Below are 22,170 nucleotides of genomic sequence, written 5' to 3'. Positions count from 1 at the left end.
AGCTCCGAAATGGAGGTGAACGGAATGGCAGATGAGGTACTTTCACAAAATGAGATTGACGCACTACTTTCCGCCTTATCATCTGGGGAAATGGATGCCAATCAATTAAAAGAAGAAGAAAAAGAAAAAAAGGTAAAGGTATATGACTTTAAACGGGCGTTACGATTTTCTAAAGATCAAATTAGAAGTATCAGTAGAATGCATGATAACTTTGCCCGTTTACTGTCTACCTACTTTTCCGCACAGCTGAGGACTTATGTTCATATAGCTGTTGCTTCGGTAGATCAAATACCATATGAAGAATTTATACGCTCGATTCCGACCAAGACGATCTTAAACGTATATAGTGTTGCACCACTAGATGGCCGCATTATATTTGAGTTTAATCCAAATATTGCTTATGCCATGTTGGATCGCTTACTAGGCGGCCAAGGGAATAGTGTCAATAAAATTGATAACTTAACCGAAATCGAAACAACGATCATGTCTCAGTTATTCGAAAAGGCACTAGATAATCTCCAGGAGGCTTGGATGTCCGTTGTGGAAATCGACCCTATCCTGGAAGATTTTGAAGTGAACCCACAATTTTTACAGTTAGTTTCACCGAATGAGACAGTCATCGTTGTCTCACTGGATACCACGATTGGTGATAGCAGCGGCATGATCAATATTTGTATACCGCATGTCGTCTTAGAACCAATTATCCCTAAATTATCGGCACACTACTGGATGCAAAAGGATACTGATAAAGAAAGAAAGCCAGAGGAGTATGATTCCATAGCCGCCAATATTAAACAGTCAAACGTGGACTTAACGGTCTTACTCGGAGAAACAACGATTAGTTTAGAAGATTTTCTATTTTTAGATCGACAGGATACGGTTGTGTTGAATCAAACGATTGATCAAGAACTCACCTTGTTTGTGGATCAACAAGCAAAATTCTTGGTACAGCCCGGAAAGAAAAAGAAAAAAATGGCTGTGCAAGTGTTAGATGAAATAAAGGGAGGGGATTAATATGAAGGACGATGGAATGTTATCTCAAGATGAGATTGATGCGTTATTAAATGGAACAGATGAGGAAGATCAAAACGATGACAACACTCCTTCCACTGAACAATACCTTTCATCGCTAGAAATCGATGCCTTGGGTGAAATCGGGAATATATCGTTTGGCAGTTCCGCAACAACCTTGTCAATGATCTTAAATCAAAAAGTAGAGATTACAACACCAACCATTCATACCATAAACAAGAATGATTTGGAAAAGGAGTTTCCAGTACCTTATGTTGGTATTGAAGTGAGATATACCGAGGGTTTTACCGGGACAAACTTGTTTGTGTTGGAATCGAAGGATGCTGCAGTTATAGCAGACTTGATGCTAGGTGGTGAAGGCAAGCCAGCTTCCACTGAGTTAAACGATATTCATTTAAGTGCCGTTCAAGAGGCGATGAATCAAATGATGGGGACATCGGCAACGAGCATGTCGACGATATTCAATAAAAAAGTAGACATCACACCGCCATTTACCTCGATTATGGATGTTGCAAATGAAGAGGCGCCATCGTTAAATCCAGACGATAATCTATTAATTAAAGTCTCCTTTCAATTAAAAGTTGGCACCTTAATTGATTCGGTTATTATGCAATTACTACCCGTAACGTTTGCCAAGGAATTAGTCAATGAATTATTGAATCCTGCGCAAGAGCCAATGATGGAAGAAGCGGAGCCACCAACAGCGGAGGAATCGGCAACCGAACCAGAGCCCGCACCAGCCGTTGAAGAAGAAATAAGCAGCGAGGTGACTGTAACCAATGAAATGCCACAGCAAGATAAGGCAGCGGTAAAACATCCAAGACAAATGGGAGCCCAGCAGAACGATCCAGCATCACAGGTACAAAGTGCCGCTTTTTCCAATTTTGAGGGGGAAAGCACACCGTCTCCTGAACAACGGAACCTTGATTTGCTGATGGACATTCCCTTAAAGGTTACCGTAGAACTTGGTAGAACGAAGCGATCGGTTCGAGAGATTTTAGAGTTAACCTCTGGTTCTATTATTGAACTGGACAAACTTGCCGGCGAACCAGTAGATATACTAGTTAATCAGAAATTAATCGCCAAAGGAGAGGTAGTTGTTATTGATGAGAACTTTGGTGTACGTGTTACGGAAATAGTAAATAAAGAAGATCGATTAAAACAACTAAAATAGAGAATAAGTGAGGTAGATGGAAATGGGAAAAACAGTATTGGTAGTAGATGATGCAGCATTTATGCGGATGATGATCAAAGATATATTGACGAAAAATGGTTATGAGGTTGTCGGCGAGGCTCAAGACGGGCAAGAGGCCATCGAGAAATATAAGGAACTCACACCTGAACTCGTTACCATGGATATTACTATGCCAGAAAAGGATGGTATTGCTGCCTTAAAAGAAATTAAAGGTTTAAATGGAGAAGCAAAGGTTATTATGTGTTCTGCCATGGGACAGCAGGCGATGGTCATTGACGCCATTCAAGCTGGTGCCAAAGATTTTATTGTGAAGCCATTTCAGGCCGATCGAGTGATTGAAGCTATTTCTAAAGTAATGGGGTAATCAAGTGAAGCGAATCACCAACCATCTAATCATACATGTAAGTATCCTTCTTATCATTGCTGTGTTCTTGTCTTGTTTTACGATCGAAACAAAGGCTATGGTCGGCGACTCGTATAATCAGGGCTCTGATCAAGAGCAAGAACAAGATCCATCCAACAATGATGAAGAAGAGCCCCTTGTAAATGAGCCAGAGGAGGATCTCATAGGAGATAACAACACAAATTTCATTGGCAGCCTGTTTCGCCTAGTCATAGCCTTAGCGGTCGTATTAGGACTGATCTTCCTTATCTCTAAGTTTCTTAAGAAGAGAAAAGGATTTATGCAACAAGGTCAAGTGCTAGAAAACTATGGAGGTATCTCACTGGGACCAAACAAATCCGTACAAACGATAAAAATTGGCCAGCGTTATTTTGCAGTCGGGGTGAGTGACACGATTGAGGTATTAATGGAGATTACTGACAAGGAAACCATTGAACAATTAGAGCAAAAACCAGCAGAGTTCGGTTCGTGGGATACGATAAAAACAAAACTGGTGAAACCAAATAAACAAGCCGGGAAATCAGAAGAGCAGTCGAAACCTTTCACGGCCGTATTTAATAAGGAGTTAGTAAAAATGAAAGACGATAGAAGCCAGGCATTTGCGCGCTGGAAGGGAAGAAAACAAGATCATGATCATCCATCTGATTGATGTCTTTTCCGGTACGGATGCCGGTAATATCTCAACTTCTGTACGACTGTTACTGCTCTTAACGGTCTTGTCAATTGCACCCAGTATTTTAATCTTAATGACCAGTTTTGCCAGAATTATTATTGTACTATCGTTTGTGCGAACCTCCTTGGCCACACAGCAAATGCCACCAAATCAAGTGTTGATAGGTTTAGCACTGTTTATGACGTTTTTTATCATGGCGCCGACTTTTCAAGAAGTAAACGAGCAAGCACTGCAGCCTCTTTTTAATGAGGAAATCACGCTGGAAGAGGCTTATGATAGTGCCAGTATGCCAATGAAGGAATTTATGGCACAGCACACCCGGGAAAAGGATCTTGCCTTATTTATGAATTATGCAGAAATGGAACGACCTGATACGTTGGAAGAAGTGCCTCTGACCACTTTGGTACCAGCTTTTGCTATTAGTGAGTTAAAGACAGCCTTTCAGATGGGTTTTATGATCTTTGTCCCCTTTCTGGTCATAGACATGGCCGTTGCGAGTGTTCTGATGTCGATGGGGATGATGATGCTTCCGCCCGTCATGATTTCATTACCGTTTAAGATTTTACTTTTTGTATTAGTGGATGGCTGGTATCTTATTACCCGCTCCCTACTAGATGGGTTTTTGCCGTTATGACAGCGATGGAAAGGAATGGTAACAAATGAGTGGGCAGAACGTTATTTCATTAGCAGAAAAAGGGATTTATACAATATTGATGGTGACTGGCCCCCTCTTGTTACTTGCATTAGTTGTCGGTTTACTAGTCAGTATTTTTCAAGCAACGACTCAAATTCAGGAGCAGACCTTGGCCTTCATACCCAAAATTGTTGCTGTATTATTAGGGATTGTATTTTTCGGACCATGGATGCTGACCACCATGGTGGAATTCGCTTCCGAAATTTTTCAAAATATGAACCAGTTTGTGAGATAGGCGATGCTGGAGTTTGTAAATATGAACCTGTTACCCGCCTTTATTCTTATCTTAGTTCGCCTGACAGCTTTTTTTGCTACGGTTCCTATTTTTTCTTATCGGAACATTCCTACCATTTTAAAGATTGGTATGGCGGTTTTTATTGCCTGGATTATGTTTTATATGATGGATCTTCCCGAGATAGCGATAGATGGTATGTTTATCTTGCTCGTGTTAAAGGAAGCTGTCGTTGGCCTGTTATTAGGTTTGATTGCCTTTCTTATTTTGGCAGCCGTTCAAATTGCAGGGGGCTTTATTGATTTTCAAATGGGGTTTGCGATCGCGAATGTGGTCGATCCGCAAACCGGGGCACAAAGCCCATTAATTGGTCAGTATTTCTATACGATAGCGATTCTGTTTTTGTTTACGGTGGATGGCCATCATTTATTGTTAACAGGTGTGATGTACAGTTTTAGTGAATTGCCCATTGACCAGTTATTTCGTTTAGATAATATCGATGTGATTCTGCAGATATTTAGTGAAATGTTTCTGATGGCTTTTCAACTTGCTATTCCGATTGTCGGTTGTTTATTCCTGGTGGATGTGGCCTTAGGGATGATTGCCAGAACCGTTCCACAGCTAAATGTATTTGTAGTAGGTTTACCGTTAAAGATTTTGGTATCTTTTATTACCTTATTTGTTTTTATCTCGTTTTATATCATGATTGTAAAGCAGTTGTTCCAATTTGCACTAGAAGCGATGCAGGAGTTGATGCGCTTGATGGGAGGAAGTTAGCGTCGTGCGATTATCATTAGATTTACAATTTTTCGCTGGTGAGAAAACCGAAAAAGCGACCCCGAAAAAGCGGCAGGATGTCCGGAAGAAAGGGCAAGTCGCTAAGAGTCAAGATGTCAATACGGCGATTCTCTTATTCTTTGTCTTTATTATTCTGTTTGTAACAGGGAATCTGCTCAAGACATCGATGACTGGTATTTATCATGATTCGTTCACCGAGTATATTCATCACGAGGTAACGATTACCGAAGTGCAACAAATGCTGTTAGATTTTTTATCACAAATTACCTGGGCGCTGGCTCCGATTATGCTAGCGGCCATCATAGCCGGATTGGGATCTAACCTCATGCAAATTGGATTTTTGTTCTCGGCAGAGCCTTTACAAATGAAATTAAATAAGATTAATCCGATCCAAGGGGCAAAGCGGATTTTCTCGGCCCGAGCCTTGGTGGAGTTAGTCAAATCCATGTTAAAAATTGTGGTGATTGCTACCATTACTTTTTCAATTATCTGGATCAATCGGGATGAAATGATGATGCTGGCAGGCAAAGATGTACAGGGAGCATTGGCATTCTTTGGCCAAATGACGATACAAATGGGGCTGGCCAGTGCGATTGGTTTGTTAATTATTTCTGTGTTGGATTACAGTTATCAGCGCTTTGATTTCGAAAAGCAGAATCGCATGTCCAAGCATGATATCAAAGATGAGCATAAGAATATCGAAGGGGATCCGTTAATCAAGTCTAAGATAAAAGAGAAGCAGAGGCAGATGGCGATGCAGCGTATGATGAGTGAAATACCCAATGCCGATGTCGTGATTACCAATCCTACCCATTATGCTATTGCTTTAAAATATGATGAGAATAAGGCGGAAGCCCCCTATGTTGTTGCTAAAGGTGTTGATTTTGTGGCCATGCGTATCAAAGATATTGCGAGAAACCATCAAGTGATGTTGGTGGAGAATCGCCCTTTAGCAAGAGCATTATACGATGAAGTAGAGATTAATGACATTATTAGTGAAGAATATTTCCAAGCCGTTGCCGAGATATTGGCATATGTTTACCGTGTGCAAAAAAAGGTATAAGGATAGACTGCTTGTTATATTTAAAGGAGTTGCAAGAAAATGAAGGCTAGAGATTTGTCTGTATTGTTTGGCGTTATATCCATTATCATCATGCTTGTCATCCCTTTACCAGGATGGCTGTTAAGTATACTTATTTTGACCAACATCTCTCTAGCGTTAATCGTGATATTAGTAGCCATGAATACAACAGAAACACTACAGTTTTCTGTTTTTCCTTCTTTGTTGCTTTTATTGACGTTGTATCGACTGGGGTTAAATGTTTCTACTACCCGTTCCATTCTATCAGAAGCAGATGCAGGGGGCGTTGTTGAAACATTCGGTACCTTTGTCATTGGTGACAATCCATTAGTTGGTTTTGTTGTTTTTGTCATTCTCGTTATTATTCAGTTTCTCGTGATTACCAAAGGTAGTGAACGTGTTTCCGAAGTTGCTGCCCGTTTTACGCTTGATGCCATGCCTGGTAAGCAAATGAGTATTGACGCCGATTTAAATGCTGGACTGATTAATGAACAACAAGCGAAAGAACGTCGTGAAAAAATCGAGCATGAATCCGATTTTTATGGGGCCATGGATGGGGCCAGCAAGTTTGTTAAAGGAGACGCGATCGCAGGGATTATCATTGTGCTCATTAATATTATTTTTGGTTTGATCATTGGGATGACACAAATGGGGTTAAGCTTTGGTGAAGCGATTGATACCTACATGCGTTTAACCGTGGGAGATGGGCTGGTAAGTCAAATACCTGCATTACTTATTTCCACTGCGACTGGGATTGTAGTAACAAGGGTTGCTGCCGACGGAAATTTAAGTGCCAATGTGAGTAAACAGCTCTTACAATATCCCACCCTGCTTTATATTGCTGGTGGTACCATCTTTTTGTTAGGTGTGACACCGATCAACTTCATGCTTACAAGTGCGATTGCATTGGTGCTTATTGGTAGTGCCTACTTCCTCTCGAGACGATCCAATCAGGAAGAAACGTCGTCGATCGAAGAATTGGACGAGTCTGATTCAGAAGAAATGAAATCACCGGAGAATGTGATTGGCTTAATTAATATGGATCCGATTGAATTTGAATTTGGTTATGGATTAATCCCGCTAGCAGACACTAATCAAGGCGGGGATCTGCTGGATCGTGTCGTGATGATTAGAAGACAGCTGGCGATTGAATTAGGCTTAGTGATACCAGTGGTTCGCATTCGGGATAATATTCAATTAAATCCTAATGAATATCGTTTGAAAATAAAAGGAAATGAAGTGGCAACGGGGGAATTATTACTTGATCATTATTTGGCGATGAGCCCCGGGATGGAAGAGGATGACCTAGAGGGGATCGATACGGTCGAACCTGCCTTTGGCTTACCTGCTAAATGGATTACAGAAGAGGTCAAAGATGATGCCGAAATGTCTGGGTATACAGTGGTAGATCCACCATCGGTTGTATCCACGCATATAACTGAATTGATCAAACGGCATGCTCACCAATTACTGGGACGTCAAGAGACACAGCAGCTAATCGATCATTTAAAAGAAAACAATCCGATTTTGGTTGATGAGGTCACACCAGAACCATTGTCTGTAGGTGATATCCAAAAAGTGCTTGCCAAATTACTTCGTGAACAAGTGGCCATTAAGAATCTTCCAGTTATTTTTGAAACCTTGGCGGACTTTTCCAAAATGACAACCGATACCGATTTATTAGGTGAATATACGAGACAATCATTATCTGCTCAAATTACCAAGGATGTCCTGCAAGGCAAACCACAGCTCAAAGTGATTACTGTCTCAGGAGAAGTGGAAAAACTAATCGCCGACCATATCCAGCAAACGGAGTATGGCAGTTATTTAGCGATGAATCCAGATACACAACAACAAGTGATTCAATCGGTAGCACAAAACGTAGAAAATATGAGTCTGCAAGAGGACACACCGATCATCATTTGTTCTCCAACAATAAGAATGTATTTCAAGCAATTACTTGACCGTTTTTATCCTCACGTTACAGTACTTTCTTATAATGAATTGGAACCAACGGCCGAAATCCAAAGTATTGGGGTGGTGAACGTCGCATGAAGGTAAAAAAAATGAAGGGAACAACCATGCCGGAAGTGATGCAAATGGTTAAAAAAGAATTAGGTGCAGACGCGGTAATTTTAAACTCAAAGGTTGTTTACGAGGGTGGTTTTTTAGGGCTGTTCAAAAAGCGAAAGATTGAGGTGCTGGCAGCTGTTGATCAGCCTGTTCTGCCGCGAAAGACACCAATGAAGGCACCGTCTCCAAATAGAAAGCAGCCTGAGCGCAAAACCAGTGTTCCGGTTCAAGATCATCTATTGAAAGAAGTACAGGAAATGAAAAGTATGCTCAAGCAACAGAAACAGGACATGGTATTTCCTGAGCCCTATCAACAGGCCTATCAATATTTGTTAGATAGTGAGGTAGAGGCAGCACTTGCTTATGAGTTGATTGCTGCCGTTGAAAAACGGAAGGGCGCTAATGAAATAGAACAGGAACAACTTTGGCAACAGATAGGTTTTGAAATTAAGAATCGTCTAGCTCAAAAAGGAAATTTTGGCGGAGCTGCCTTTGATCAGCAAATCATTCATCTAGTAGGTCCGACTGGGGTCGGCAAGACAACTACTATCGCAAAGCTAGCCGCAGAGTGTGTCTTAAATCAAAAAAAGAAAGTGGCGTTTATTACGACGGATACGTACCGAATTGCAGCAATCGAACAATTAAAAACCTATTCCAAGATATTGGATGTTCCCATTGAAGTCGCCTATCAATTAGAAGACTATAAAAAAGCGAAGGAAAGATTTAAAGACTATGATTATATTTTTGTAGATACAGCAGGCAGAAACTTTCGAGATGATCATTATATTGAAGAACTTGGAAAAATAGTCGATCTAACGCATGAGGTTAATACTTATTTGGTTTTATCGCTAACCACAAGAGCAAGTGATATTGAACAACTATATCAACAGTTTAATAAGATACCCATTAAACAAGCAATATTAACGAAAAAAGATGAAACGACGACGTACGGTGCCGCTTTAAACTTGTGTCTGAGTCATGATTTAGGACTTGCCTATATTACCAATGGTCAGGATGTGCCAGATGATATTGAAGAGGCGACAATCGATCAAGTAGCTGATTTAATTATTGGTGGACAAAACAAATGAGCGATCAAGCAGAACAATTGCGCAGAAAGTTAATGGATACCTCTCCGCCATCCCAACAAGCGAAAACGATAGCTGTGGTAAGTGGTAAAGGAGGGGTCGGCAAATCGAATATTGCCTTAAATTTTTCCTTATTGTTAAGTCAAAGAGGGAAGAAAGTCTTGTTATTTGATTTAGATATCGGAATGGGGAACATCGATATTTTACTCGGAATTAGTTCTAAATACTCAATCGAAAAATTATTTGAGCAAAAAGTCTCGATTTTTGATATGATAGAGATAGGACCAAATGCACTACATTATATTTCAGGAGGCAGTGGCTTAAACCAAATATTTCAATTAAATCAAGCCAATTTAAATTTCTTCATGCAACAGTTGACCGAGGTTGTAAAGGTATACGACTATATCATTTTTGATATGGGGGCAGGGGTAACGCGAGAAACCATTCAGTATATATTAACGGTTGATGAATGTGTACTTGTTACGACACCGGAACCAACGTCGATTACGGACGCCTATTCGATGATCAAACATGTCTTAATGGAGCAACCTTTAAGCTTTCATATCATCGTTAACCGTGTACGGAGTCAACGACAAGGACTAGAGACGTTAAACCGTTTAAGCCGAGTTGTCCAGCAATTCTTACAACAACGCATGGTACCACTAGGATCGATACCAGATGATGAGGCAGTCACTAAAGCCGTTATTGCTCAACAACCGTTTGTACTACATAATCACCGATCACGAGCAGCTAAGGCCATGGAGAACATCGTCAATCACTATTTGGACGAACCGATCAACGTTTCATCGATATCGCCAGCAACAGGATTTATTCAACGATTTAAAAGTTTATTCAAAGAGAGGTAGATAGCGATGACAAAGAAACAGATCTTAGTGGTAGATGACTCAGCATTCATGAGAAAAATGATTACCGATATATTGAATACCTCAGAATATTTAGAGGTATGCGGTACAGCGAGAAATGGAAAGGATGCGCTGGAAAAGCTGAGACAATGGAAACCGGATTTGGTCACGTTAGATGTGGAGATGCCTGTAATGGATGGAATCGAAACACTTAAAGGGATGATGCGAGTAAGACCAACACCGGTGATCATGCTCTCCAGTCTCACCAAAGCTGGCGCTGACAAAACCGTGGAAGCCATGTCACATGGTGCCGTTGATTTTATCGCTAAACCGTCGGGATCGATTTCCTTAAATATTAAAGAGATCGAACAGGAAATCGTTACGAAGGCAGAACGAGCAGTGGAAGTGAAGCAGCAGCGTCTGCTACCATCTAGACAGCCAAGTTCCAGCAAAAATAATTTTTCCGTTAAGGCGATCCAAGGGACGGATCCGATTATTGCCATTGGAGCTTCTACTGGAGGTCCCAGAGCACTGCAAGATGTGATCAGCCAGCTGCCTGCCGATCTACAGGCACCGATTGTGATTGTTCAGCATATGCCTCGCGGTTTTACCAAATCACTAGCCGAGCGTCTGAATAAATTATCCAAGTTGCAGGTGAAAGAAGTGGAGCATGGCGATGTGATCGAGAAAGGTCATGTCTACCTGGCACAAGGTGGTAAACAATTTAGTGTGGTCCGTACAGGAAGCCATTGGACGGCGAAGGTCGAGCTAGGTCATCCGGTTAATGGACATCAGCCCGCCGTTGATGTGCTATTTGAATCAGTAGCCAACTTACGCTCTTGTCATCCGATTGCTGTCGTACTCACTGGAATGGGAAGTGACGGGACAAATGGCTTGATTACCTTGAAGAAGAAACACCCTAAAACGATAGCTATTGCCCAATCAGAAGAAACTTGTATTGTATACGGTATGCCTCAAGCTGCCGTAAAGACAGGTTTAATCAATTATCAAGCAGATATCCATCATATCAGTGAGGTACTAGCACAAAAAGTCCCTAAACAGAGGTGAAAGATATGGAAATGAATGATTATCTAGAAGTGTTTATTGAAGAAAGTAAAGAACATATCCAATCATTAAATGATCAGTTATTAGTACTAGAGAAAGAACCGAATAATATGGATACGATCAGCGAAATTTTTCGTGCCGCCCACACTTTAAAGGGAATGGCAGCAACCATGGGCTATCAAGATATTGCGAATTTGACACACAAATTAGAAAATGTGCTGGACGCTGTACGAAACCATCAGTTATCGATTCATACGGACATGATTGATGTTATTTTTCAAGCTGTTGATCAATTAGAGGGGATGGTGTTAGACATTGCGGAAGGTGGCGATGGAGCGGCAGATGTCCAAGCATTAGTTACTGCTCTGCAAGCGATTGAAAATAAAGAACCCATTTCAGTGCCCGAAGACCAATCCTTATCAGTAGCTGCCGAGCAGCCGCTGACCTGGTTTCAACAAGTCGATGAGTTTGAACAAGCTATTTTGACCCAGTCCCAAGAAAAAAACTGCCATAACTTAGAGGTTTTTGTGAAATTGAATGAAAATTGCCTGTTGAAGGCCGCACGTGTCTATATGGTATTTGAGGTGTTGGAACAAGTTGGAGAAGTCATCAAATCCGATCCAACGGTGCAAGAATTAGAGGATGAGAAATTTGATCTGTCTTTTCATGTGTTGGTGATTACTGAAGAGACTCCAGACCTTGTAGAACAAAAGATATTGAAGGTATCAGAGATCGAAGAAGTATCCGTTCGAGAATTTACACTATCCAATCAACAAGATGAAAATCAGCAGGAATTGGAAGCTGAGCCATCCAATCAGCCATCAGAACAAAGTGCAGACGCTCCTGCTAAGAATCCAAAACAAATGGCCAAGCCTACCGCCAATAAAACGATCCGTGTCAATATTGACAGATTGGACGCTTTAATGAATTTATTTGAAGAATTGGTGATTGATCGAGGGCAGTTGGAACAGATTTCTCATAACTTGAGGCACAGCGAATTGCAAGAGACCGTCGAACGAATGTCAAGAATCTCTAATGATCTGCAAAATATTATCTTGAATATGCGCATGGTTCCGGTTGAACAAGTATTTAATCGATTCCCTAGAATGGTTCGCCAACTTTCCAAGGATCTAGGCAAACAGATTGATTTGAAAATTGAAGGAGCAGAAACAGAGCTGGATCGAACCGTCATTGATGAGATCGGCGATCCGTTAGTCCATTTAATTCGTAATTCATTAGACCATGGCATTGAAGCACCAGAAAGAAGAGTGGAGGCAGGCAAAGCTGAAACTGGTCAACTATTATTGAAGGCTTATCATAGTGGCAATCATGTCTTTATCGAAATCTCTGACGATGGTGCGGGTATCAATAAAGATAAGGTAGTCCATAAGGCAATAGCCAACCAAGTTATAACAGCGGAAGATGCTGCACAAATGGCTGATCAAGAAATCTATCAGCTTATTTTATCAAGTGGATTTTCTACTGCTGATCAAATTAGTGATGTTTCCGGTCGTGGAGTCGGCTTAGATGTGGTGAAAAATACAATTGAATCGCTCGGCGGTGTATTAACGATCGAATCGGAAGCAGGAAAGGGTTCTCTCTTTTCGATTCAATTACCATTGACTCTCTCGATTATTTCAGCGTTACTTGTTGAAGTAGCAGATGAAAAATATGCTATTCCACTGTCATCCATTATTGAGACAGCAATTATACAACGCTCGGATATTCTCAGTGCACACCATAAGAAGGTGATGGACTTCCGCGGCAAAGTAGTACCATTAATTGATTTAAAAAAGGTATTTGAAGTGCCGGCGGATGAAGAAGAATCGGAACTTTATTCTGTTGTTATCATCCGCAAAGGTGATAAGATGGCCGGATTAATGGTCGATACCTTTATTGGCCAACAAGAGATTGTTCTCAAGTCATTAGGTGAGTTTTTAGGAAATGTCTTTGCTATATCGGGAGCAACGATTTTGGGAGATGGACAGGTAGCCTTAATCATAGACAGCAATTCACTCATAAGTTAGGAGGTTGAGCATGATGAATCAGACAGATATAAATAAATATATCATTGTAGAGCTAGAGCAAGAAGAATATGCGATACCAGTCGATTTGGTAGCTGCCATCGAGCGCAGTCAACCGATCACTCGGGTTCCTCAAACTATTTCTTGTGTAAAAGGGGTGATTAACCTGCGCGGGGTGATTACACCAATTGTTGATTTGCGAGAGCGCTTTGGCATGCAGTCTCCATTGGAAGCCACAGAAAGCACCAGGATTATCATCATTCATATGGAAGATTATGCGGCTGGATTAATAGTGGACGCGGCATATGATGTGATGGACATCCCTACCGAACAAATGGAACCTACCCCTCAAGTAATCGGTACTGTTGATGTCGATTATATGAAGGGAGTAGCCAAGATCGATAAGCGTTTAATCATGATCTTAGAGATGGAAAAAGTGATGGATATGGGGTTATTAGTGTCGGTAAGTGGAAATGAGGAGCTGGCCTATGGTAGATATCAATAAGTTATCATCGTATCATTTAGATGTTCTGGGGGAAATCGGCAATATTGGAGCGGGAAATGCAGCAACTGCTTTATCTGGCTTATTGAACAAAAAAATTGATATGAAGGTGCCAGCTATTAAAATTGTAGGCTTTAATGAATTAATGGAATATGTGGGTGGGCCGGATCAAGAAATTGTAAGTGTATGTCTTCGTATTCAAGGAGAAGCACCAGGCAGTATGTTTTTTGTTCTGAAACCAGAAGAGGCTAATGCGCTCGCAGAAAAGCTCCTTGGTGTACCAGTGAAAGATGTATCTAGCGATGAAATGGCGCTTTCCGCTGTTTCAGAAGTGGGAAATATTCTATCTGGCTCTTATTTGTCTGCCTTATCAGATTTCACCGCTATTAATATGCAGCCAACGGTACCTACCTTATTATTTGATATGGCAGCAGCTATTTTAATGCAGGGTCTGGTAGAAATCTCACAAGAAAGTGACTACGCCATTATTATTGATACATCTATTGAAGAGAACAATCAACAGGACGACACCGTAAAGGGCCATTTTTTATTATTACCTGAACTGGAGTCGTTTGAGAAAATATTTCAATCACTAGGAGTTCAAGAATAATGACCTTGACTAAGACGATTATAAAGGTTGGCATTGCCGATTTAAAAGTGACAGAAGTACCTAATAGCTTAAAGACCTCCGGGTTAGGTTCATGTGTAGGCGTAGTAATTTACAACAAACAACTGGCAGGAATGGCGCATGTCATGCTTCCAAATTCCACAACAACCAAGAAGCCTACGATAAACAAAATGAAGTATGCCGATACAGCTATTGATCTATTAATGAAGGAACTACTTGATAAGGGGGCTCGCCGTGCTCATTTAAAAGCCAAAATCGCTGGTGGTGCTCACATGTTTTCCATGCAGCCTCAACAGAATATGTTAAAAATAGGAGAAAGAAATATTGAAGCCGTACAAAACAAACTGAGAGAGCATCAAGTGAAGGTGATCGCCCAAGATGTAGGTGGGAGTAAAGGGAGAACGATTGAGTTCCATGTTGAAACAGGAATAATGGATATACGCACCGTTCACGGGGGCGTCAGCCAGATATAAGAAGTCACGTACTATAACAAGCAAAACGGAAAGAAGGTGATTCGATGGTAAAAGACACAACTTCTGAGCAGACTCTTTGGGATAACTGGCTTCATAGTAAACGAGAAGAAGATACCAATCGATTGATTGAATATTATATGTATCTTGTTAATTATCATGTGCAGCGAATTGCTAGTAATCTTCCGAGAAGTGTAAATAGAGATGATATTCACAGCCTAGGCTTGTTTGGTCTATATGACGCCATTTTAAAGTTTGATCCGACCCGGGAACTGAAATTTGATACGTATGCCTCTTTTCGTATTAAAGGTGCCATTATTGATGGTTTACGTAAAGAAGATTGGCTTCCTCGAACGACAAGGGATAAAATAAAGAAATTGGAACAAACAATGGAACGGCTGGAACAAGAACGGCAGCATGAAATAACGAATGAGGAAATTGCTGCTTATCTGCAGATCACGAAAGAGGAAGTGGAAGAAACACTAAAGGATAGTTTTTTTGCCCATTTATTATCAATGGAAGAAAAAAGTAAAACAACTACCGAGGAAAACCGCGAATCGATCGGTTATTTGATTCCAGATGATAAACAAATGCAGCCAGATGCCCATGTGCTGCAGCAGGAAGATTATCAAGAATTAGCGAAGTGTATACAGCAGTTAAATGAGAAGGAACAGCTCGTGCTAGATTTGTTTTATGATAGAGAATTAACATTCACCGAGATAGGCAAGGTATTAAATTTAACAACCTCACGCATCTCCCAAATACATAAGCAAGCTATCACGAAAATTCGTCGTTTGTTCCAAAAATAAGGAGAAGGACGGTACACGATTATGATTAATAGACAGGAGAAGTTAATCATTAAGGTAGCAAAGGATCGACTCAGCGCAAAAATCAGCTTGCAAGATAAAAATAGTGATGATAATCTTCTGCCAGAAGATATCTATGGATTAATTAAACAGGCCGGAATAAAATATGGCATCATTGATTTAGAGCAGCTTGATTGGAAAAGTCAACTTATCTCAGAAGGGCAGCTGCTTATTGCTCAAGGAAAACCACCTATTGATGGAGAGAATGGAAAATTAATCATGAAACACACGACATCCAGTGTGATGCTAGAATCAGAACGCTCCAATTTTCGCGATGTCAAAAAAATCCCTATGGTGGAGGAGAATGAAGTACTAGCTCAACTGGAACCAGCCACTAATGGTGAAGAAGGAATTGATGTATACCATAAGGCTATAAAACAAAAACGGGGCAAACCCTATTTTTGCAAGGCAGGAAATGGTGTGGTATTTGTTGAACAAGATCAGGCGTTTCGTTCCACATCTGTTGGACAGCTATCGGTCAGAAAGAACAGCCTGCATGTTTACCCGCGCTATCAAGTGGATGGCGATCTCAGCTTAAAGATTGGTAATATCGACTTTAATGGAGCCGTTACTATTACCGGTAATGTTCCTGCTGGCTATCAAGTCAAGGCAAAAGGTGATATTACCATTTATGGAATGGTAGAAGCATCAGAGATCACATCTGGTGGGAATATTTTAATCTATAATGGTATCGCAGGCATGGAAAAGGCAGTGATTACCGCTGAGGGAAGTGTCGAGGTAAGTTATATTAATCAGGCAAAGATTACAGCGGGAGGAGATCTGAGGGTGAAGCGGGATATCCTGCATAGCTTCTGTACGGCAGGAGGCAGTATTTTTTGTACGTCCGGAAGTATTATTGGCGGCGAATGTATTGCTGGAAAGTCTATGGAGGTAGCAACTCTTGGAAATCCAGCTAATACAAAGACCAATATTGTGATACGTTCCGATGGGCGATCCCACGACTTTGTAACCGCTTTAAAAAAAGAAGAAACAGAACTAAATGCCAATTTGCGCAAAGTAAGGCAGCTAGGTGATATGTTGCAGCAAAAGAAAAAGGTGGATGGAGATTTGCCAGCAAAAGAACGAATTATGCTTTTGAAGCAAAGAAATACGATGAACAAAATAGCCGATCAGTTATTGGATGTTGAAACAGAATTAGCCATGATAGAATCAGAAAGAAGCGAGCCGGTAGAGCGAAAGTTGATTGTGACCAAAGAAGCTTTTGAGAATGTGGAATTAGCGTTTGATAAATATAAACGTATTTTACAACAAAGAAATCGACATTTCCAGGCCTATTTGAAGCAAAAAGAAATTGTGATCCATGCAATAGAGGGTAAGACGCAACGCAATAAATCATGAATGACCAATCGCTAGAATAACAGCATAGTACGCTTGCTTGTCGCAGGTAATATCAGTATACTATAGATAAAACCATGACGTTAGCAAAAGCAAATAAAAGAAGCTATTTATTAGGAGGGGAGAACGATGAGCTGGAAAGCAGTGGAAATGCAGATCGCTTTACCGAGAACACAGGAAGCAGGCAGAATACAGCAACAGCTTCAACAACAACCCCAAACAGAGCAGCAGCAATTGACAGAGCAAATTACCTGGCAAGATAAACAGAAGCGGACACAGGTACAAAAGCAGACGGATAGCGAACGAGTCAAACAGAACGATGTCTCATCCGAGCAAATGATGTTTGGAGAAGATAGGGACGAGTCAGCAAATGTGACAAGTCAGTTGCCTCACCCTTATTTAGGACATACGATTGATCTAATGAAATAGGAGCGGACTATGATTTATTTTTTGTTATTAATTAGTTTTTTGATCCACCTGGTAACCTTTATCATTATAAAGCAATGGAAGAAGAAGGTAGACGCAGTAGAAGAAGCAGAACTTCGTATGAAGGAACAGTCTCGCTCACTGGAGGATACTTTAGCATTGTATTTAGTAGAAATTAAAGAAGAGAATGCGGCGTTAATCGAGCGTTTGGAAGCGGAACAATCCTCCAGTCGTACTAAGGAGCCAATTGTCACAAATGCCGAACAACCACCTCATCAGGAAACAGAACAGCCTGATGAAGCTGTCGAAACGCTAACAGCAGATTATCAGCCTATCACTGAAGTGGATCAGGTAGAAGACAAACTCGAGCAGTCACTTATTGCCCAGGCCCTTCACCTACAAGATAAAGGTTATACCATAGAGGGGATAGCGAAAAAGTTAAACAAAGGAAAAACAGAGATTGAGTTATTGCTGAAGTTTAATCATAAATAACCTCGATGCATTAACACTAAGCCAAAGTAAATAGGAACGTATGGTGCTTCCCCAAAGAAAGCCACTTGAAAAAGTGGTTTTCTTTTTTCAAGTTAGCTGGAGAGCTGTGCCTAAGTATAGGAAACACGATGAAGGTGTTCTTTGTTTAAGTCGCTTGTTTACTTATGCCCCGTGGGTAAAAGCGAAAGGCTTGGGCGAAGCGGTTGTTTAGCACACGCATTCTCTCAAAATAATTGCGAAGCTACTTTGCATCATACACCTTAGCGGCCTCTTGTATGGAAATGATGTTTATTTCCAAATCAAAGTAGCTTAAACACCTATCGCAGCCAAAAATCTATCCTTTCTCACCTTATAAAAAGGAGCTATTATACCAATAAACCAACTTCCATCGAAACGACAATTAGGAGGTTAAATAGAGCCCCGAAAACCCCCAGAGGTAGCAGGATATCTATCATGTACACAAAACTTGTAAGGATAGCAGAAGCTGTGAAGGAAGATGGAGGAGAGCTGTGTGCGGTAGTTCTGCTAGCACGGTTCCAACGAGGGAGAGAAGCACAATCTAACCGGAAAGGCGCCCTCCTGCTAGTAATAAAAGCACAGGCAGAGTTTGCCCGGTTGGTTTTTCTTATGCACTACCCTCACTAAGATTTTAGGCAATGAAAGGGCTTTATTTCGACAGCTCAACGACGAATTATCCAACTTTTCTCCAAAAATAAATAAATCACTTGATTGCATGTTTTCCTTATGGTATATTTAATGACGGTGTTAAATACACACGTTTGTGGAAGATACAAGTGGTGCTCTATCCGAGTCCTTGTATCTAATGACACAAATGGAGGATAAAAAAACCAATTTAGGAGGAATAACCATGGCAGTAATTTCCATGAAACAATTGCTAGAAGCTGGTGTTCATTTTGGACATCAAACACGCCGTTGGAATCCAAAAATGAAGAAATATATCTTCACAGAGCGTAACGGCATTTATATCATTGACTTGCAAAAGACAGTGAAAAAGGTAGAGGAAGCTTACAACTTCGTGAAAGAAACCGCTGAAAATGGCGGAACCGTGCTTTTTGTAGGAACCAAAAAACAAGCACAAGAATCCGTGAAAGAAGAAGCGATCCGTTCCGGTATGTACTTTGTAAACCAACGTTGGTTGGGCGGAACATTGACGAATTTTGAAACGATCCGCAAACGAATTAATCGTTTGAAAGATATCGAAAAAATGGAAGAGGATGGCACTTTTGAAGTATTGCCTAAAAAAGAAGTCGTTGGTCTTCTAAAAGAAAAAGAGCGCCTAGTTAAATTTTTAGGTGGAATCAAGGAAATGAACAAGATTCCAGATGCGCTGTTTATTATTGACCCTAGAAAAGAACGAATTGCCGTTGCAGAAGCGCATAAATTAAACATCCCTATCGTAGGTATTGTCGATACAAACTGTGATCCGGATGAAATTGATTATGTCATCCCTGCGAACGATGACGCGATCCGCGCTGTAAAACTTCTTACTGGTAAAATGGCCGACGCTATTTTAGAAGCTAAACAAGGTGAAGTGACAGAAGAAGCAGAGGCTGAAGAAGTGACAGAAGAAAAAGAAGCAGAAACAGAAGCCGTAGAAGAGTAAGCAAAGGTTTGGTGATAAGAGGGGGACCTTTTATCACCTTTTTTTCAGCAGTATTTCGATAACTCAAGGGAGGAATAGTTAATATGGCAATTACAGCTCAACAAGTCAAAGAACTTAGAGAAAAAACAGGTGCTGGAATGATGGATTGTAAGAAAGCACTTCAAGAAACAGATGGTAATATGGAAGCAGCAATCGATTTCCTTCGTGAAAAAGGGATCTCTAAAGCCGCTAAGAAAGCAGACCGCATTGCAGCAGAGGGGGCAGCGTATGCCGAGGTTTCAGGGAATGAAGCTGTCTTATTAGAATTAAACTGTGAGACAGATTTTGTTACTAAAAACGATCAGTTTAAGGACCTAGCCGAAGCTTTGGCAAAACACATTTTATCTGAAAAACCGGCAACCGTAGAAGAAGCACTTCAACAACCATTTCAGGGTGAAGGCGAGAATGTAGAAGCCTTTATCAATTCCAATATTGCGAAGATTGGTGAAAAGATTTCACTGCGTCGCTTTACTCTCTTTAACAAAACGGATAACGATGCATTTGGCGCTTATATCCATATGGGCGGAAAAATTGGTGTCGTAACCGTTCTAGAAGGTACAACCGATGAGCAAATAGCGAAGGATATAGCGATGCATGTTGCTGCTATTAATCCGAAATATTTATCACGTGATGTGGTGTCTGCAGAAGACGTAGAAAATGAACGTGAAATACTAAAGACTCAAGCTTTAAACGAGGGAAAACCAGAACATATCGTAGAAAAAATGGTGGAAGGTCGTTTGAACAAATTCTTTGAAGAAATCTGTTTATTAGATCAAAGTTTCGTAAAAGATCCTGACCAAAAAGTAAAACAAGTGGCTGCTAATCATAACGCAACTGTACAGTCTTTCGTTCGTTATGAAGTAGGCGAGGGAATTGAGAAGCGTGAGGATAATTTTGCAGATGAAGTAATGAGCCAAGTGAACAAGAAGTAATAAATGACTGGAAGGGCAATAACGCGCATCATTGGAATGCTGGATAAGTTGTGTTGCCTGCTCCTTTCTATATTTCAAACAAAAAAGGGGCACACGGTGTCCCTTTTGTTTGAAAAGATATGCGTTTTATTGCATAATAATAGAGACTATTCCAACGCAAAGATAGAGGCGTTGGGCACCCAGCACTAGATGCTTTTCTTACACTGTGAAGTATTGAAACAGGTCGTACGTTTTAGAATAATTTACATAAGTGGAGGTAATTATGGCAATCGCTAATTATAGAAGAGTGGTACTTAAACTAAGTGGAGAGGCATTAAGTGGTGAGCAAGGTTTTGGTTTAGAGCCAAAAATCGTTCAGTCTGTTGCTGAACAAGTAAAAGATATTGTGGAGTTAGGAGTAGAGGTAGCTGTAGTGGTCGGCGGAGGTAATATCTGGCGCGGAAAAGTTGGTAGTGAAATGGGTATGGATCGTGCTAATGCTGACTATATGGGGATGCTAGCAACGGTAATGAATTCACTTGCCTTACAGGATAGCTTGGAGAATGTTGGCATCCCTACCAGAGTACAGACCTCTATTGAAATGAGGCAAGTAGCTGAACCTTATATTCGACGGAAAGCTATTCGTCATTTGGAGAAGAAACGTGTCGTTATTTTTGCTGCTGGAACAGGAAATCCATATTTTTCAACAGATACTACCGCAGCGTTAAGGGCGGCTGAAGTGGAAGCAGATGTTATTTTAATGGCGAAGAATAATGTGGACGGTGTATATACTGCTGATCCGAAGCTGCACAAGGAAGCTGAGAAATATGAACAATTATCCTATTTGGATATCCTTAACGAAGGACTAGGTGTCATGGATTCCACAGCCTCTTCCTTATGTATGGATAACAACATTCCATTACTTGTTTTCTCGATTTCTGAAAAAGGAAATATCAAAAAGGCAGTAATGGGCGAAACAATAGGAACTATTATAAAGGGGAGTTAATCATGTCTGAAAAGTTATTGAAAGAAACCCGTGAGAAAATGGAACATGCTGCCAAGGCTTACTCGAAAAACTTAGCAACAGTCAGAGCTGGACGAGCAAATCCAGCTTTATTAGACGGTATTCAGGTGGAATATTATGGTGCTTTAACGCCCTTAAATCAGTTAGCCTCTATTTCCGTTCCTGAGGCACGTCTCTTAGTGATTACACCATTTGACAAATCTTCTATCTCTGATATGGATAAAGCTATTCAAAAAGCCGATTTAGGACTCACGCCGGCAAATGATGGAAATGTCATTCGTCTTGCTATCCCAGCCTTGACAGAAGAACGACGCAAAGAATTAGTAAAAATCGTCGGCAAGTATGCCGAAGAATCGAAGGTGCAAATCCGCAATATTCGTCGTGATACTAATGATCAATTGAAAAAAGATGAAAAGACAGGCGACCTTACAGAAGACGATTTAAGGGCCTATCAAGAGGATGTACAAAACGAAACGGATAAGTACATCAAGAAAATTGATGATTTAACAAAAGAAAAAGAACAAGAAATTATGGAAGTTTGAGCAGAAACAAGGTAGAATAAAGGATAAGCGGAAAAGCCCTCTTACTAAGAAGAGGGTTTTTCCACTTATCTA

General features: G+C 40.7%; 25 protein-coding genes. All 25 read left to right on the top strand.

Annotation, left to right across the window (positions count from 1 at the left end; translation table 11 throughout):
- The first annotated feature begins 24 nt into the window (after positions 1-24).
- Positions 25-1,014, top strand: a complete 990-nt coding sequence (gene fliM / locus BN6556_RS17365) for a flagellar motor switch protein FliM (protein ID WP_066193860.1) — start codon at positions 25-27, stop codon at positions 1,012-1,014.
- Position 1,015: 1 nt separating this feature from the next.
- On the top strand, positions 1,016-2,206 hold the full coding sequence (fliY, locus tag BN6556_RS17360) for a flagellar motor switch phosphatase FliY (RefSeq protein WP_066193857.1): 1,191 nt from the start codon (positions 1,016-1,018) through the stop codon (positions 2,204-2,206).
- Positions 2,207-2,228: 22 nt separating this feature from the next.
- On the top strand, positions 2,229-2,591 hold the full coding sequence (locus tag BN6556_RS17355) for a response regulator (RefSeq protein ID WP_066193854.1): 363 nt from the start codon (positions 2,229-2,231) through the stop codon (positions 2,589-2,591).
- Between the two features lie 4 nt (positions 2,592-2,595).
- A complete protein-coding gene (locus BN6556_RS17350; RefSeq protein ID WP_066193852.1) occupies positions 2,596-3,279 on the top strand; it encodes a flagellar biosynthetic protein FliO in 684 nt (227 codons plus the stop codon).
- The gene (gene fliP, locus BN6556_RS17345) at positions 3,260-3,937 is read left to right on the top strand and encodes a flagellar type III secretion system pore protein FliP (RefSeq protein ID WP_066193849.1); all 678 of its coding nucleotides are present in this window, start codon (positions 3,260-3,262) and stop codon (positions 3,935-3,937) included. The genes BN6556_RS17350 and fliP overlap by 20 nt, the downstream gene beginning before the upstream one ends.
- Before the next feature lie 25 nt (positions 3,938-3,962).
- Entirely contained in the window at positions 3,963-4,232 is a 270-nt protein-coding gene (fliQ, locus tag BN6556_RS17340; protein WP_066193846.1) for a flagellar biosynthesis protein FliQ, read from the top strand.
- Positions 4,233-4,235: 3 nt separating this feature from the next.
- Positions 4,236-5,006: a flagellar biosynthetic protein FliR gene (gene fliR, locus BN6556_RS17335; protein WP_078060140.1), complete on the top strand. Its 771-nt coding sequence runs from the start codon at positions 4,236-4,238 to the stop codon at positions 5,004-5,006.
- A gap of 4 nt (positions 5,007-5,010) precedes the next feature.
- On the top strand, positions 5,011-6,090 hold the full coding sequence (gene flhB / locus BN6556_RS17330) for a flagellar biosynthesis protein FlhB (RefSeq protein ID WP_066193841.1): 1,080 nt from the start codon (positions 5,011-5,013) through the stop codon (positions 6,088-6,090).
- Between the two features lie 39 nt (positions 6,091-6,129).
- A complete protein-coding gene (gene flhA / locus BN6556_RS17325) occupies positions 6,130-8,163 on the top strand; it encodes a flagellar biosynthesis protein FlhA (RefSeq protein ID WP_066193838.1) in 2,034 nt (677 codons plus the stop codon).
- The gene (gene flhF / locus BN6556_RS17320) at positions 8,160-9,269 is read left to right on the top strand and encodes a flagellar biosynthesis protein FlhF (RefSeq protein WP_066193834.1); all 1,110 of its coding nucleotides are present in this window, start codon (positions 8,160-8,162) and stop codon (positions 9,267-9,269) included. Before flhA ends, flhF begins: the two co-directional genes overlap by 4 nt.
- Positions 9,266-10,132 (top strand): MinD/ParA family protein, encoded by an 867-nt coding sequence (locus BN6556_RS17315; protein WP_066193831.1) that lies wholly within the window; start codon positions 9,266-9,268, stop codon positions 10,130-10,132. Before flhF ends, BN6556_RS17315 begins: the two co-directional genes overlap by 4 nt.
- A gap of 6 nt (positions 10,133-10,138) precedes the next feature.
- The gene (locus BN6556_RS17310) at positions 10,139-11,197 is read left to right on the top strand and encodes a protein-glutamate methylesterase/protein-glutamine glutaminase (RefSeq protein WP_066193828.1); all 1,059 of its coding nucleotides are present in this window, start codon (positions 10,139-10,141) and stop codon (positions 11,195-11,197) included.
- Between the two features lie 5 nt (positions 11,198-11,202).
- On the top strand, positions 11,203-13,221 hold the full coding sequence (locus BN6556_RS17305; RefSeq protein ID WP_066193825.1) for a chemotaxis protein CheA: 2,019 nt from the start codon (positions 11,203-11,205) through the stop codon (positions 13,219-13,221).
- Between the two features lie 10 nt (positions 13,222-13,231).
- The gene (locus tag BN6556_RS17300) at positions 13,232-13,723 is read left to right on the top strand and encodes a chemotaxis protein CheW (protein WP_066193823.1); all 492 of its coding nucleotides are present in this window, start codon (positions 13,232-13,234) and stop codon (positions 13,721-13,723) included.
- Positions 13,707-14,330: a chemotaxis protein CheC gene (locus BN6556_RS17295; RefSeq protein ID WP_066193820.1), complete on the top strand. Its 624-nt coding sequence runs from the start codon at positions 13,707-13,709 to the stop codon at positions 14,328-14,330. The genes BN6556_RS17300 and BN6556_RS17295 overlap by 17 nt, the downstream gene beginning before the upstream one ends.
- On the top strand, positions 14,330-14,821 hold the full coding sequence (locus BN6556_RS17290) for a chemotaxis protein CheD (protein WP_066193816.1): 492 nt from the start codon (positions 14,330-14,332) through the stop codon (positions 14,819-14,821). The genes BN6556_RS17295 and BN6556_RS17290 overlap by 1 nt, the downstream gene beginning before the upstream one ends.
- A 44-nt stretch (positions 14,822-14,865) precedes the next feature.
- Positions 14,866-15,627, top strand: a complete 762-nt coding sequence (locus tag BN6556_RS17285; protein WP_066193811.1) for a FliA/WhiG family RNA polymerase sigma factor — start codon at positions 14,866-14,868, stop codon at positions 15,625-15,627.
- 21 nt (positions 15,628-15,648) lie between these two features.
- On the top strand, positions 15,649-17,043 hold the full coding sequence (locus BN6556_RS17280) for a DUF342 domain-containing protein (protein ID WP_066193806.1): 1,395 nt from the start codon (positions 15,649-15,651) through the stop codon (positions 17,041-17,043).
- Between the two features lie 126 nt (positions 17,044-17,169).
- Positions 17,170-17,469, top strand: coding sequence for a hypothetical protein (locus BN6556_RS17275; protein WP_066193801.1), 300 nt, complete (start codon positions 17,170-17,172; stop codon positions 17,467-17,469).
- A gap of 9 nt (positions 17,470-17,478) precedes the next feature.
- On the top strand, positions 17,479-17,958 hold the full coding sequence (locus BN6556_RS17270) for a hypothetical protein (protein ID WP_066193799.1): 480 nt from the start codon (positions 17,479-17,481) through the stop codon (positions 17,956-17,958).
- A gap of 453 nt (positions 17,959-18,411) precedes the next feature.
- A complete protein-coding gene (locus BN6556_RS17265) occupies positions 18,412-18,603 on the top strand; it encodes a hypothetical protein (protein ID WP_066193796.1) in 192 nt (63 codons plus the stop codon).
- Positions 18,604-18,826: 223 nt separating this feature from the next.
- Positions 18,827-19,582 carry a 30S ribosomal protein S2 gene (rpsB, locus tag BN6556_RS17260; RefSeq protein WP_066193785.1) on the top strand — a complete coding sequence of 252 codons (756 nt, stop codon included), beginning with the start codon at positions 18,827-18,829 and terminating at the stop codon, positions 19,580-19,582.
- 83 nt (positions 19,583-19,665) lie between these two features.
- The gene (gene tsf / locus BN6556_RS17255) at positions 19,666-20,553 is read left to right on the top strand and encodes a translation elongation factor Ts (protein WP_066193782.1); all 888 of its coding nucleotides are present in this window, start codon (positions 19,666-19,668) and stop codon (positions 20,551-20,553) included.
- 262 nt (positions 20,554-20,815) lie between these two features.
- Entirely contained in the window at positions 20,816-21,538 is a 723-nt protein-coding gene (gene pyrH / locus BN6556_RS17250; protein WP_066193779.1) for a UMP kinase, read from the top strand.
- Positions 21,539-21,540: 2 nt separating this feature from the next.
- Complete coding sequence (frr, locus tag BN6556_RS17245) at positions 21,541-22,098, top strand: ribosome recycling factor (RefSeq protein WP_066193777.1); 558 nt, start codon at positions 21,541-21,543, stop codon at positions 22,096-22,098.
- The last annotated feature ends 72 nt before the right edge of the window (positions 22,099-22,170 follow it).

The sequence above is a fragment of the Gracilibacillus timonensis genome (assembly GCF_900086715.1).
Classification (GTDB): Bacteria; Bacillota; Bacilli; order Bacillales; family Amphibacillaceae; genus Gracilibacillus; species Gracilibacillus timonensis.
The sequence above is the reverse complement of the archived record's forward strand: the minus strand, read 5'-3'. Positions and strand labels throughout refer to the sequence as shown.

Bases quoted from the DNA above. Each gene is read 5' to 3' on its own strand.
- fliM (WP_066193860.1), top strand. From the start codon at position 25: ATGGCAGATGAGGTACTTTCACAAAATGAGATTGACGCACTACTTTCC.
- fliP (WP_066193849.1), top strand. From the start codon at position 3,260: ATGATCATCCATCTGATTGATGTCTTTTCCGGTACGGATGCCGGTAAT.
- fliR (WP_078060140.1), top strand. From the start codon at position 4,236: ATGCTGGAGTTTGTAAATATGAACCTGTTACCCGCCTTTATTCTTATC.
- BN6556_RS17285 (WP_066193811.1), top strand. From the start codon at position 14,866: ATGGTAAAAGACACAACTTCTGAGCAGACTCTTTGGGATAACTGGCTT.
- fliQ (WP_066193846.1), top strand. From the start codon at position 3,963: ATGAGTGGGCAGAACGTTATTTCATTAGCAGAAAAAGGGATTTATACA.
- BN6556_RS17355 (WP_066193854.1), top strand. From the start codon at position 2,229: ATGGGAAAAACAGTATTGGTAGTAGATGATGCAGCATTTATGCGGATG.
- BN6556_RS17295 (WP_066193820.1), top strand. From the start codon at position 13,707: ATGGTAGATATCAATAAGTTATCATCGTATCATTTAGATGTTCTGGGG.
- BN6556_RS17280 (WP_066193806.1), top strand. From the start codon at position 15,649: ATGATTAATAGACAGGAGAAGTTAATCATTAAGGTAGCAAAGGATCGA.
- BN6556_RS17315 (WP_066193831.1), top strand. From the start codon at position 9,266: ATGAGCGATCAAGCAGAACAATTGCGCAGAAAGTTAATGGATACCTCT.
- pyrH (WP_066193779.1), top strand. From the start codon at position 20,816: ATGGCAATCGCTAATTATAGAAGAGTGGTACTTAAACTAAGTGGAGAG.
- flhA (WP_066193838.1), top strand. From the start codon at position 6,130: ATGAAGGCTAGAGATTTGTCTGTATTGTTTGGCGTTATATCCATTATC.
- BN6556_RS17300 (WP_066193823.1), top strand. From the start codon at position 13,232: ATGATGAATCAGACAGATATAAATAAATATATCATTGTAGAGCTAGAG.
- tsf (WP_066193782.1), top strand. From the start codon at position 19,666: ATGGCAATTACAGCTCAACAAGTCAAAGAACTTAGAGAAAAAACAGGT.
- BN6556_RS17305 (WP_066193825.1), top strand. From the start codon at position 11,203: ATGGAAATGAATGATTATCTAGAAGTGTTTATTGAAGAAAGTAAAGAA.
- BN6556_RS17270 (WP_066193799.1), top strand. From the start codon at position 17,479: ATGATTTATTTTTTGTTATTAATTAGTTTTTTGATCCACCTGGTAACC.
- BN6556_RS17275 (WP_066193801.1), top strand. From the start codon at position 17,170: ATGAGCTGGAAAGCAGTGGAAATGCAGATCGCTTTACCGAGAACACAG.
- BN6556_RS17290 (WP_066193816.1), top strand. From the start codon at position 14,330: ATGACCTTGACTAAGACGATTATAAAGGTTGGCATTGCCGATTTAAAA.
- fliY (WP_066193857.1), top strand. From the start codon at position 1,016: ATGAAGGACGATGGAATGTTATCTCAAGATGAGATTGATGCGTTATTA.
- frr (WP_066193777.1), top strand. From the start codon at position 21,541: ATGTCTGAAAAGTTATTGAAAGAAACCCGTGAGAAAATGGAACATGCT.
- rpsB (WP_066193785.1), top strand. From the start codon at position 18,827: ATGGCAGTAATTTCCATGAAACAATTGCTAGAAGCTGGTGTTCATTTT.
- flhF (WP_066193834.1), top strand. From the start codon at position 8,160: ATGAAGGTAAAAAAAATGAAGGGAACAACCATGCCGGAAGTGATGCAA.
- BN6556_RS17265 (WP_066193796.1), top strand. From the start codon at position 18,412: ATGTACACAAAACTTGTAAGGATAGCAGAAGCTGTGAAGGAAGATGGA.
- BN6556_RS17310 (WP_066193828.1), top strand. From the start codon at position 10,139: ATGACAAAGAAACAGATCTTAGTGGTAGATGACTCAGCATTCATGAGA.